Annotated in this window: 13 protein-coding genes; 12 read left to right on the forward strand and 1 reads right to left on the reverse strand. The window is 48.5% G+C overall.

Features of this window, described 5'->3' with window-relative positions:
* The first annotated feature begins 102 nt into the window (after positions 1-102).
* The 9 genes from trxB to C1H71_RS18615 all read left to right on the forward strand — a co-directional run bounded on the left by trxB (position 103) and on the right by C1H71_RS18615 (position 8,352).
* Complete coding sequence (trxB, locus tag C1H71_RS18575; RefSeq protein ID WP_130107894.1) at positions 103-1,056, forward strand: thioredoxin-disulfide reductase; 954 nt, start codon at positions 103-105, stop codon at positions 1,054-1,056.
* Positions 1,057-1,125: 69 nt separating this feature from the next.
* Entirely contained in the window at positions 1,126-1,734 is a 609-nt protein-coding gene (locus C1H71_RS18580) for a Smr/MutS family protein (RefSeq protein WP_130107895.1), read from the forward strand.
* A gap of 106 nt (positions 1,735-1,840) precedes the next feature.
* On the forward strand, positions 1,841-3,490 hold the full coding sequence (locus C1H71_RS18585; protein ID WP_130107896.1) for a phospholipid carrier-dependent glycosyltransferase: 1,650 nt from the start codon (positions 1,841-1,843) through the stop codon (positions 3,488-3,490).
* Positions 3,487-3,858 carry an SMR family transporter gene (locus C1H71_RS18590; RefSeq protein ID WP_130107897.1) on the forward strand — a complete coding sequence of 124 codons (372 nt, stop codon included), beginning with the start codon at positions 3,487-3,489 and terminating at the stop codon, positions 3,856-3,858. The genes C1H71_RS18585 and C1H71_RS18590 overlap by 4 nt, the downstream gene beginning before the upstream one ends.
* Entirely contained in the window at positions 3,858-4,220 is a 363-nt protein-coding gene (locus tag C1H71_RS18595; RefSeq protein ID WP_130107898.1) for a VanZ family protein, read from the forward strand. Before C1H71_RS18590 ends, C1H71_RS18595 begins: the two co-directional genes overlap by 1 nt.
* Positions 4,217-5,347: a DegT/DnrJ/EryC1/StrS family aminotransferase gene (locus C1H71_RS18600; RefSeq protein WP_130107899.1), complete on the forward strand. Its 1,131-nt coding sequence runs from the start codon at positions 4,217-4,219 to the stop codon at positions 5,345-5,347. The genes C1H71_RS18595 and C1H71_RS18600 overlap by 4 nt, the downstream gene beginning before the upstream one ends.
* 57 nt (positions 5,348-5,404) lie before the next feature.
* The gene (locus C1H71_RS18605; protein ID WP_130107900.1) at positions 5,405-6,361 is read left to right on the forward strand and encodes a glycosyltransferase; all 957 of its coding nucleotides are present in this window, start codon (positions 5,405-5,407) and stop codon (positions 6,359-6,361) included.
* Positions 6,358-7,290, forward strand: a complete 933-nt coding sequence (locus C1H71_RS18610) for a formyltransferase (protein WP_130107901.1) — start codon at positions 6,358-6,360, stop codon at positions 7,288-7,290. Before C1H71_RS18605 ends, C1H71_RS18610 begins: the two co-directional genes overlap by 4 nt.
* A gap of 18 nt (positions 7,291-7,308) precedes the next feature.
* Positions 7,309-8,352, forward strand: coding sequence for a bifunctional UDP-4-keto-pentose/UDP-xylose synthase (locus C1H71_RS18615; RefSeq protein ID WP_130107902.1), 1,044 nt, complete (start codon positions 7,309-7,311; stop codon positions 8,350-8,352).
* 388 nt (positions 8,353-8,740) lie between these two features.
* Here the strand turns inward: C1H71_RS18615 and C1H71_RS18620 are convergent, their stop codons facing one another.
* Positions 8,741-9,475, reverse strand: a complete 735-nt coding sequence (locus C1H71_RS18620; protein ID WP_223145926.1) for an FCD domain-containing protein — start codon at positions 9,473-9,475, stop codon at positions 8,741-8,743.
* Positions 9,476-9,779: 304 nt separating this feature from the next.
* On the opposite strand from C1H71_RS18620, the gene C1H71_RS18625 reads away from it, so the two are divergent.
* From C1H71_RS18625 to C1H71_RS18635, 3 genes are read left to right on the forward strand one after another with little or no spacing between them, the layout of a single operon-like run.
* Entirely contained in the window at positions 9,780-10,544 is a 765-nt protein-coding gene (locus tag C1H71_RS18625; RefSeq protein ID WP_130107904.1) for a (Fe-S)-binding protein, read from the forward strand.
* Entirely contained in the window at positions 10,541-11,974 is a 1,434-nt protein-coding gene (locus C1H71_RS18630; protein WP_130107905.1) for a LutB/LldF family L-lactate oxidation iron-sulfur protein, read from the forward strand. The genes C1H71_RS18625 and C1H71_RS18630 overlap by 4 nt, the downstream gene beginning before the upstream one ends.
* Positions 11,971-12,621, forward strand: coding sequence for a LutC/YkgG family protein (locus tag C1H71_RS18635; RefSeq protein WP_130107906.1), 651 nt, complete (start codon positions 11,971-11,973; stop codon positions 12,619-12,621). Before C1H71_RS18630 ends, C1H71_RS18635 begins: the two co-directional genes overlap by 4 nt.
* Positions 12,622-12,651: the final 30 nt, after the last annotated feature.

The raw sequence follows: 12,651 nt of genomic DNA on the forward strand, positions 1-12,651 counted from the left end.
GCTCCAATAGGCATTTTTGATTAGAAAGCTGCGTGCGAAAGACGTAAACTCTGCCCAATTCATACTTTACTCTATTCGCCCATCCACATAGGAAGCTACGCAATGGCTACTCAACACGCTCGTTTACTGATTCTTGGCTCTGGCCCTGCTGGTTATACTGCCGCTATTTATGCCGCACGTGCCAATCTTAATCCGGTCATGATTACGGGCCTTGCTCAAGGCGGCCAGCTAATGACAACGACTGATGTAGACAACTGGCCAGCAGATGCAGATGGCGTACAAGGACCAGAACTGATGGCGCGCTTTCAAAAGCATGCCGAGCGTTTTGGCACAGAGATGCTGTTTGATCATATCCACACCACCCACCTCAATGAAAAACCAATTCGCTTAGTGGGTGATTCGGGTGAATACACTTGTGATGCACTGATTGTTTCGACAGGTGCATCCGCGCAATACATTGGCCTACCAAGTGAAGAAACCTTTGCTGGCCGTGGTGTTTCTGCCTGCGCAACCTGCGATGGTTTTTTCTACCGAGGCCAAAAAGTAGCCGTAGTGGGCGGCGGCAATACGGCAGTTGAAGAAGCGCTTTATCTATCTAATATTGCTTCACACGTTACACTGGTGCACCGTCGCGACACTTTCCGCTCAGAAAAAATCCTGATTAATCATCTAATGGAAAAAGTAGAAGCCGGTAAAATCACCCTCGCCTTAAATAGCACGCTTGATGAAGTACTGGGTGACGCAAGTGGTGTAACGGGCGCTCGACTCAAATCAACAGAAGACGGTACGACGCGTGATTTAGAGCTAACCGGCGTCTTTATTGCGATTGGCCACAAGCCGAACACCGATATTTTCAAGGGCCAGCTCGACATGGATGCCACAGGCTACATTATTACCAAGGGCGGCCGTGATGGTGGCGCAACAGCCACCAGCATCCCTGGTGTATTTGCTGCTGGTGACGTGCAAGACCATATTTATCGCCAAGCCGTGACTTCTGCCGCTTCCGGCTGCCAAGCCGCGTTAGATGCAGATAAATATTTAGATTCGCTACGTTAAGATTTTGAATTAATCAGATGTTTTTAGAAAGGGCGCACAGCGCCCTTTTTTATTCCTTAGGTAAGCACGATGGATAAGCTCCGCCAGCTGCGAAAAGCACTCAAAAATCAAGCACCGCAAGCGAGCAAACCCGCCAGTCATCCTCCAGCAGAGACACTCGACGATCACACGCTCTTTATGCGGGCAGTAAAAGGCACTAAGCCACTTAAAATCCAGCAATATATCCACCCCAGCCCTGTTATTAGCCCTTGGCCACGCAAACAACAGGCCGAGCATATGAGCCCGCTTGATGATATGACTGATTTTTGGCCATGGGATGAGCTAGCCCCCGGAGAAGAGCTGCTGTATAGCAAGCCTGGGCAAAAGCTCGACACGCTTAAACGCCTGCGCAAAGGTCAGTGGCCCACTACGGGGCACTTAGATTTACACGGCTTAAGTAGCGATGAAGCGCGGGTCAGCGTCACGCATTTTTTACAAAGAGCTAATGCTGCCGGCTTACGCTGCGTGCGCATCGTGCATGGAAAAGGAATGGGCTCAAAAAATGGCGAACCCATTTTGAAACAAAAACTTAAAAACTGGCTGGCGCAAAGAGACGAAGTGCTGGCCTTTTGCCAAGCGCCACAGCATGAAGGAGGGGGTGGTGCGGTACTGGTTTTGATTCGCACACGCAAAGATTAGAACAAGCCAAATCTTTACCTACAAATTCTATACACCTCAGCGTTTCACCCATCCATGCGGCTTAATGTACAATGCCGCACCGCTCAATCCCCCATGAAAATCTCGCATGAATAGTCTGATTAATCGTCCCGCAGCTAAATGGCTGGCACTCCTACTTCTTGCCGTACTTTGGTTTGGCACCTTGGGCTATCGCAAGCTCATTACGCCAGATGAGGGTCGCTACGCTGAAATCGCCCGCGAAATGGTAGTCAGTGGTGATTGGAATACGCCTCGCCTAAATGGCATCAAATACTTTGAAAAGCCCGCGCTACAATACTGGGCCACGGCGGCCAGCTTTGAGATTCTTGGCGAATCAGATTTTGCAGCGCGCATCTGGCCAGGTATTACCGGCTTTTTAGGGCTGTTAGCCGTATTTTTTACCAGCCGCAAACTCTGGGGCGAAGCCACTGCTTGGTTGGCGGGCGGCATTTTGGCCAGTAGCGCATGGTGGATAGGCAATGGCCACTTTTTAACGCTGGATATGGGCGTCAGTGCATTTCTAACGTTTAGCCTATGCGGTTTCTTACTCGCCCAGCGTGATGGCGCCAGTGCCAAAGAAAACCGTAATGGCATGCTGATGGCTTGGGCTGCGATTGGTCTGGCCGTTTTATCCAAAGGCTTGATCGGGCTGGTTCTCCCTGGTATCGCCATCGTGGCGTATTCCATTATTTGTCGAGATCTTAAGCTGTGGACCAAACTCCATCTATTTAAAGGCTTAGCACTGGCCTTACTGATTACCGTGCCTTGGTTCTTGACCGTATCTAAAGCCAATCCAGAATTCGCGCAGTTTTTCTTTATTCATGAACACTTTGAGCGTTTTTTAAGCACGGAACACCGCCGTGAAGGCCCGATTTACTACTTTCTCCCCATTTTAGCCATTGGCCTATTGCCGTGGACTAGCCTCTTGCCGCAAGCACTTAAAAAGAGCTGGAAAGCAGACGGTCAATTTAAAGTAAATCGCTTTTTGTTGATTTGGGCCGTGTTTATTTTTGCCTTCTTTTCTAAATCAGGCTCCAAACTGCCTTCATATATTTTGCCGATTTTCCCAGCATTAGCGATGTTGATGGCGCAAACGCTGATGGATATCAGCGGCAAGGCCCTGCGCTGGCACTTGCTTTGGATTGCTATCCCTGGGCTAATTTTGATTGGCGCTTACCCTTGGGTGAGCACAATGGAGAGCAGTGGCACCCCGCAAATCTATAACGCAGCCTATGCGCTCTGGTTAGTTGCAGCGGGTGTCGTGTTAACTGCGGGTGCTGTATTTGGCTTTATTTTGGCGGGCAAAGGCAAAAAAGAAGCCGCCATTGCGACGATGGCTCTGGCAGGCTTAATTGGTGGGCAGCTACCAATGGTTGGGCATGAGTCTTATGCTTATACCAATTCTAGCTACCATATCGTTGCCACAGTAAAACCACTGCTTAAGCCAGATAGCAAGCTTTATGCCGTGCATTACTACGACCAATCCCTGCCCTTTTATTTAAAACAAACCCTGCAATTTGTTGAATATGTCGATGAATTTAAAATGGGCCAACAAGTCGAGCCCGATAAATTTATGAGCATGGATAACTTTGTCCTTCAATGGGAAATGGACAGTCATCCCGTGGCTTTTATCGATAGCGAAGCAGAAAGCGATACCTTCAAAAAACTACAAGAACGTGGGCTAAAAATGAAAATTATTGCCCAAGACGCTCGTAGATTGGTGATCACTAAACCATGAAAGCCATTGAATTTGGATTAATATTATTTGGCGTATTGCTCAATGCCGGTGCGCAGCTTTTATTAAAAGCAGGCACCCGTACCATTGGACAATTCGATTTCTCCATGGCCAACGCATGGCCTATTGGGCTAAAAGTAGCCAGCAACCCACACATTATTGGCGGGCTATCCTGCTATGTGATCAGCGTAGTGGTCTGGATTTTGGCACTATCCCGCGTTGAAGTCAGTATTGCCTACCCGATGCTATCAATCGGTTACGTTGTCAATGCTGGCCTCGCTTGGTGGCTATTTGGCGAAGCGGTTACGCCCATGCGCCTGATTGGAATCGGCATTATTATGCTGGGCGTACTGCTGGTGGCAAAAAGCTAATGTTGCGCATTTATTTAGCACGCCTTGGCTGGGCCTATGTGGCGTTTATCTGGATCATGTCTTTGATTCCGATCACCCTACCAGACGTGCCTAATAGCGACAAAATAGGCCACTTTCTGGCCTATGGCTTATTAACACTATGGTTTGGGTTGGCATGTCAAAAAAAACCAAGCCTGATCTTCTTGCTAGCCAGCCTGATGGGCGTGACGATTGAATTTGCCCAAGCATTAACGCCCTACCGTAGTTTTGACCCCCATGACATGCTAGCCAATGCCTGTGGTGCGCTACTGGGCACACTACTAGCGCTGGCCTTACTGCGATTTTTGCCTTCTATTTTAAGAAAAAAAACGGACAAAACATGAGCGCTTTTCTCCCTTTTACCCGCCCAAGCATTGACGAAGAAACCATTAACGACGTAGCCAATGTGCTGCGTTCTGGCTGGATTACCAGCGGCCCAAAGGTCAAAGCCTTTGAAGCGGAGCTATCCAGCTACTTTGGTGGCCGACCTGTGCGTGTGGTTAACTCTGCAACTGGCGGTCAGGAAATCGCCCTGCGTTTAATTGATCTACAGCCGGGCGATGAGGTCATTACCACCCCAATGACTTGGGTTTCAACCACAAATGTTGTACTCAATACCGGTGGCAAGCTGGTGCTAGTAGATGTAGATCCGCTGACCCGCAATATTGATTTAGATTTAGTCGAAGCCGCTATTACACCACGCACCAAAGCGATCATCCCGATTGATTTAGCGGGCTTACCGGTCGATCGTGATCGCCTCTATGCCATTGCGAATAAACACGGCTTACGCGTAATAGAAGACGCAGCACAGGCACAGGGCGCAACTTGGAAAGGGCAAAAAATCGGCAGCTTTGGCGATCTATGCTCGATTTCTTTTCATGCCAATAAAAACATGACCACCACCGAAGGTGGCGCTTTGGTGATGAATAACGAAGCCGAGGCGGCGTTATTTGAAAAGTGGCGCTTGCAAGGGGTCACGCGCTTCCCCGACGGCAGCATGGATGTGGATTTACTCGGCGGAAAATTCAATATGACCGACGTAGCAGCAGCCATCGGACTGGGACAATTAAAGCAGCTGGATGGATTTAATTTCAAGCGTAAAGAGTTAGCAAAAGCGTATTTCCGTTTGCTAGATCCTGAATTAGGCTTAGAATTGCCGCCCGCCAACTTTGAAGACAGTAACTGGCATATGTTCCAGCCGCTACTGCCATTGGCAGAAATGGAAATCAGCCGTGGTGAATTTATCGCGCAGATGAAAGAAAAAGGCATAGGCATTGGTGTGCATTACCCAGTGCTGCATCTATTTAGCTATTACCGAAACTTAGGTTACACGGAAGGCATGTATCCGCACGCGGAGCATATTGGCGCAGCCACTATTACGCTACCGCTCTTCCCCGCCATGGAAATCGCCGATGTTGAGCGTGTATGCAAAGCACTCAGTGAAGTGATCCGCGCAGCCCGCCCGCTTTAAATATTTATTTGCAACAAAGCCTGCTGGCTGTTGGCAGGTTTTTAGCCAGAGAGATCAATGAATCCCATCGTTTCAGTAGTAATCCCTGTTTACAATGAAGAAGACGGCTTACAAGCGCTGTTTGATCGACTGTATCCTGCACTTGACGCATTAAACACGCCTTACGAAATTCTATTTATTAATGATGGCAGCCGCGATCGCTCAGCAGGCATCTTAAGCAGCCAATACGACAAGCGCCCAGATGTAACCCGCGTCATTCTGTTTAATGGCAATTTTGGCCAACATCGCGCCATTTTGGCTGGGTTTGAGCATTCACGCGGCGAGCGCATCGTTACGCTGGATGCCGACTTACAAAACCCACCCGAAGATATCGGCACTTTGCTAGTAGAAATGGATAAGGGCCACGACTATGTTGGCTCGATTCGTCGTCAGCGCAATGACAGCTGGTGGCGACACATTGCCAGCCGCAGCATGAACAATCTGCGCGAAAAGCTGACCAAAATAAAAATGACCGATCAGGGCTGCATGCTGCGCGCCTACAGCCGCCGTATTATCGACACCATTAATCAGTGTCAAGAAATGCATACCTTTATCCCTGCGCTGGCTTACTCTTTCTCGCAGAACCCAACTGAAGTAGTAGTTGGGCACGAAGAGCGCTTTGCCGGTGAATCTAAATATTCACTGTACAGCTTGATTCGCCTTAATTTTGACTTGATGACCGGCTTCTCAATCTTGCCTCTACAGTTATTCTCTATGTTGGGGATTTCTGTATCGCTGGGCTCTGGCGCGCTGTTCTTATTGCTGGTCTTACGTCGTATTTTTATGGGGCCAGAAGTGGGTGGGCTGTTTACCTTATTCGCCATTGTCTTCTTCCTGATCGGCATCGCCCTATTTGGCATTGGTTTGCTTGGCGAATATATCGGCCGTATTTATCATGAAGTACGCCAGCGCCCACGTTATTTGATCGCGTCGATATTGCAAAAAGACCCGCTAGAAAAAAAGGATGAAGCGTGAAATCTGCCGTTGTTTTTGCCTATCACAATGTTGGCGTGCGCTGCATCAAGGCACTACTCGCCGCAGGCATTGAAATCAAGCTCATTGTGACGCATCAAGACAATCCAAATGAGAACATCTGGTTTAGCTCGGTCGCACAATTAGCGGCAGATTACGCCATCCCCTACATCACACCAGATGACCCAAACACGGTGGAAGTTGAGGCAAAGATTGCGGCACTAAACGTTGATTTTCTGTTCTCGTTTTATTATCGCAATATGCTAAAAGAAGCTTTACTTGCCGCGCCCAAAAGCGGTGCGTTTAATATGCACGGCTCTTTGCTGCCAAAATACCGTGGCCGCGTGCCGATCAACTGGGCAATTATCAATGGTGAAACCCAAACCGGCGCAACGCTGCATGTAATGAATATCAAGCCAGATAACGGCCCGATTGTAGCGCAACAAGCCGTGCCAATTTTTCCTGACGATACGGCACAAGAAGTATTTGAAAAAGTCACCGTGGCTGCGGAAATGTGCCTAAGCCATGCGTTGCCTAGGCTTATTGCTGGAAACACTGATTTTAAGCAGCAAGATTTAAGTCAGGGCGCTTACTATGGTGGCCGTACAGCCAAAGACGGGCAGATAGACTGGCAAAAAAACGCAAAAGACATCCATAATTTGGTGCGTGCGGTAACCGTGCCTTATCCGGGTGCATTTAGTGACATTGGTGGAAAAAGGTTGATTGTCTGGCGTACACGGCAAATATTCACAAGCCAGACGACAGAGATCGAACCCATTACGCCGCTCATGTATGCTGATGGCAAACAAATCATCCTGCTTTGCAGCGATGGTGCGGCACTTTTAGTGCTGCATGCAGAGTTCGCAGGGGAAACGCTAACGGGTGAGAATTTCATTCATCACTTTGGCGCATCTTCAATAGATTTACATTAATACCTCCGGGAAAACAAAATGAAAAAAGTCCTCATCCTTGGCGTAAATGGTTTTATCGGCCATCACTTATCCAAACATATCCTTGAAAATACCGATTGGGAAATTTTTGGGATGGATATGTACAGCGATAAAGTTTCTGAATTTATGGATAACAAACGCTTTCACTTTTTTGAAGGCGATATCACCATTAATCAAGAATGGATTGAATACCACGTTAAAAAATGTGATGTGGTTCTGCCATTAGTCGCTATTGCAACACCTGCGACCTATGTACAAGCGCCACTGCGCGTATTTGAATTGGATTTTGAAGCGAATCTGCCAATTATCAAATGGTGTGTAAAGTACAAAAAACGCGTGGTATTCCCTTCTACATCTGAAGTTTACGGCATGTGTGAAGACGAAGCGTTTGACCCAGAAGAATCCAATATGGTGTACGGCCCGATCAGCAAACCACGTTGGATCTACGCTTGCTCTAAGCAGCTAATGGATCGTGTAATTGCAGCTTACGGCCAGCAAGAAGGCTTGGATTACACCCTATTCCGCCCATTTAACTGGATTGGCGCAGGCTTAGATAGCATCCACACCCCAAAAGAAGGCTCTAGCCGTGTGATTACCCAATTCTTGGGTCATATCGTTCGTGGCGAGCCAATCAAACTGGTGGATGGCGGCGCACAAAAACGGGCGTTCACCTACATCACCGACGGCATCGAAGCGCTGGTTAAGATTATCGATAATAAAGACGGCAAAGCCACCCGCCAGATTTACAACATCGGTAACCCAGTCAACAACTACTCAGTACGTGAGCTTTCAACCATGATGCTGGATCTGGCTAAAACCTATCCTGAATACGCAGAAATGGCTGCCAAAGTGACTGTTCTAGAAACGACCTCTGGCGAGTACTACGGCAAGGGTTACCAAGACGTACAAAACCGTGTGCCTAAAATCGACAATACCAAGGCCGACCTGAATTGGGCTCCAAGCACCACTATGGAAGACTCCTTGCGCGGCATTTTTGATGCTTACAAAGATCAAGTTGCTGCAGCGCGTGAATTGGTTAATTAATTCCCGCGTACTTGTATAAGAAAAGTCACGCACACCCTAGCAGCCTGTCGGACTTAAGCGATCGTAGCGAGGGAAAGACCGGTTTGAGACAGATTTCGCGGGTTTTTGAGACGAATAGCTGGCTATTCAACGAGAAAATGCGTGAAACATGGCCAAATCCGGCTTTTCCGTAGCAGATCAGTCTTAAGTCCGACAGGCTGTTAGTAAACCCCATTAAGAATGCGGCCTTCGAGGCCGCATTCTTAATGGGGTAAATAAACGAACCGGCAAACTATTCTATAAAACTACCGTTGCTATCATTGGCGTAATCAACTTCGCAAGTGGCCCCACGTGGACAAACATCATCGCAGTCCTCAAAAAAACGCTACTCAAACCTACTTTTCTGTTATCAAACTAATATAGCTCGAGCCAGTCGGTTTTTTTCGCGTTGCATTTCACTCAGACTGATGCCCACAAAACCCAAATGTTGTTCACTGGCTAATTTTGCAGCCTCCGGCTTGGCGGCACAAATCGCCTCATAAATGCCCTTATGCTGTTCAAAAATATGATTGCGCGTCTCTTGCCGTTGATAAAGGCCGCTGATATTCAGCAATAAACTGCGCTCTAGCAAGACACATAAGCCCTTCATCATCTGATAAAACACCACATTATGGCTGGCCTGAGCAATCGCCAAATGGAACTGCACATCGGCTTCAGCCTCATCCTGCCTATCGTCTTTTTCATGCGCCAAACTCAGCGCCGTAAAACATTCAGTCAGTCGAGCCAAATCATGTTCATCGGCACGTAAAGCGGCAAACCAAGCACAGGCACCTTCAATCGTGGTGCGATATTCCAGCAAATCCTGCCGAGCCTCTGGGTGCCCTTCCAACAAGGTATGCAAGGGATCAGAAAACGAAACCCCCATATTGTGGCAAATATAGTGCCCCCCCCCTTGTCGACTATCAATTAAACCTTTGGCCGATAATTTTTGAATCACCTCGCGAATACTAGGTCGAGAGACCTGAAACCGCTCGGCCAAGGTGCGTTCCGGCGGTAGTTTTTCTCCGGCTTTAAGTTGTCCATCGAGCATCATGGCCTCCAATTCTTGCATCACTAGATCTGCAACCCTTGGTGTTTTTCGCATTATTCCAGCCTCTATTTGGTATGACCAATTTATTTAATCATAGTGTATTGATACTGTAAGCATGTTTATTTCAGCATAAACCAGACCAGTTATCCGCTCATCGCAGCATTGTCATTCGCACTATAATCACGAAAAAAAGCATAAACACCAACAAATACCTTTATTTTTGGTGAAAATTTACTGCATTGCAATGCATACCAGTTCAATTTACCTGCGGATTACCCACATATTGACCCTCATAAACTTGGTAGTACCTTAGTAAGAGCAAGATTTATCTTGGTCTTACCAATTTCATGGCGGACATATGCATAGCAACTCATCGATCTCTCTGTTTGGCACTTGTGTAGTGGATCTTTTTTTTCCACAAGCCGGAATGAGCGCGCTAAAAATTTTAGAGCGCGAAGGCATTCAAGTGAATTATCCACAAGCGCAAAGCTGCTGTGGTCAACCCGCGTATACCTCGGGCTATTCGGATGAAGCGCGCCGCGTGGCTCTCGCACAAATTGCGGCATTTCCGGGCGAAGACCCGATTGTGGTTTTATCCGGCTCCTGTGCCGGCATGATGAAACACCATTACCCTACCTTGTTCCAAGGAATGCCCGAAGAAGAAATCGTGCGGCAGTTTTCTAAACGGATTATTGAATTCACGGCCTATCTGCTTGAGGTGTTGAATATTGAGCTTCATGATCTTGGCCCCGCCGAAAGCGTTGCTTTGCATACCTCTTGCACGGCTCGCCGTGAGATGGGCACTTTGCAAAATGGCCGCGAGCTACTGCGACGTCTCGATAAAATCGACTTAAAAACACACGATCACGAATCCGAATGCTGCGGTTTTGGCGGAACTTTTTCCGTGCGCCACCCCGATATTTCGGCAGCCATGGTGCAAGATAAAACGGCAGCCCTGCGCCAATGTGGCGCAAGCAAAGTCATTAGCGCAGATTGCGGCTGTTTACTAAATATCACCGGCGCACTGCAAAAACAGCAAGCTCACCCCGAAAACAAAACAGCCTTTGCTGGCCTGCATATCGCCGAATTAATCTGGCAGCGCACAGGTGGCAAGTCACAATGAAAACTGAAATCTTGCATAATTTTACGTCGCGTAGCCGCGCAGCTACAGCCGATGAAGCACAAAGGGGCAAATTTCGCTCAGCAATGGATTTTCTAATTGCCAAGCGTGCAGCTCAGTTTCCCGACCCCACCGAATGGGCGGAGCTACGTGAATCTGGCCAGCAAATTCGCCAGCGCGCTCTCGCCTATCTACCCAAACTACTCGTTCAATTCGAGCAAAAAGCACAGCAAAATGGCATGACCGTACATTGGGCAGAAACACCGCTAGAAGCCAATCAGATTATTCATGGCATTTTGCAGCGACAACAGGTGCGCACACTGATCAAGGGCAAATCCATGGTCAGCGAAGAAATCGAACTAAATCAATACCTACAGGCCCACAGTATTCAGGCTCTGGAATCGGATATGGGTGAATTTATTGTCCAGATGGCGGATGAAAAACCGTCACACATCATCATGCCTGCGATCCATAAATCCAAACAAGAAATTGCTGCGCTATTTGCCGCAGAAATAGACGACACCCCCTATACCGAAGACGTGGACGAACTCATCCAAATTGGCAGACAGGCATTGCGCCAGCAGTTTTTTAATGCCGATGCGGGCTTATCTGGCGTGAACTTTGCAATCGCCGAAACCGGCACGCTTTGCCTCGTTGAAAATGAAGGCAATGGCCGCTTAAGCACCAGTTGCCCCCGCGTGCATATTGCCATTACCGGCATTGAAAAGATGTTAGAAAACCTCGCCGACCTGCCGACTTTACTCACTTTGCTAACCCGATCTGCTACTGGGCAACCCATTACCACTTATGTGAATTTGATTTCTGGCCCGCGCCGCGCCGATGAACAAGACGGCCCAGAGGAAGTACATATTGTGCTGTTGGATAATGGCCGCAGCCAAGCCTATGCCGATGTACAGCTACGGCAAACGCTGCAATGTATACGCTGTGGGGCCTGCATGAACCACTGCCCGGTTTACACGCGGATTGGCGGCCATGCCTATGGCACCACTTATCCTGGGCCGATTGGCTCGATTATCTCGCCCCATTTACTCGGCTTAGCAGAAACACGCGATTTGCCATCGGCCTCTACGCTGTGCGGGGCCTGCGGCGATGTGTGCCCCGTCAAAATACCGATTCCTGAACTGTTGCTGCGCCTACGGGTTGAAAACGTAACTCGCGCGGGAACAAAAGATCACCCAGCAGTGATGCGTGGTCAGGGAGCCAAATATCGCTTAAGTGAAAAATTAGCTTGGCAGGCATGGAGCTTACTCAATACTACGCCAGCGCTGTATTTGGCATCCCGTCGCAGCGCTGCGGGTTTGCGGCATCTAATCCCTTCCGTTAAAGCTTGGACACAGGCGCGAGTCATGCCAAAAATCGCACCGCAATCCTTGCATGAGCTCATCAAAGCCCATCAGGAGCAAAAATCATGAGCGCCCGCGCCCATATTCTCGCCAAACTCACGGCTAGCCATGATCAACCAGGCTGGCCCGCTCCAGTTGCTCTAAAAACCAATCCGCCACGCACTATCAACGCGGCAGACCAACTGGCCCAGCTAAAAACAATGATGGCAGCCGCACATACCGAAATCCATGAAGTCAGTAGCGAGAACTGGCCTGAGAAAGTGGCAGAACTTACTCAGGCCAAAAATCTAAACAATTTGCTAATTGCCCCAAAAACTGCGCTGGGCAAGCAATTGCAAGCGCAGTGGCCAGTAGATGGTGTAACTTTGAAATACGATTTACACCATTCCGGCGGAAAAGAAGAGCTGTTTTTTTCTGTTGATGCGGCTTTAACTAGCTGCCGCTCGGCCATTGCTGAAACCGGCTCCTTGGTACTGTGGCCATCTCCTGCCGAGCCTAGGCTAATGAGCTTGGTGCCACCGGTGCACTTTGTGTTACTGGATGCCCATAATATTTACCCTTCTCTCACCGAAGTGATGCAGGCAGAAAACTGGGCCGCCGCTATGCCCAGCAATGCTTTGCTGATCTCCGGCCCATCCAAAACCGCAGATATTCAACAAACCCTCGCTTATGGCGCACACGGCCCTAAGGAGCTGGTTTTGCTGATTATGGTTTAACGATTGCCTACCTGTAAAAACACCTAGCTA

It is taken from the genome of Iodobacter fluviatilis (assembly GCF_004194535.1).
Taxonomy (GTDB): domain Bacteria; phylum Pseudomonadota; class Gammaproteobacteria; order Burkholderiales; family Chitinibacteraceae; genus Iodobacter; species Iodobacter fluviatilis_A.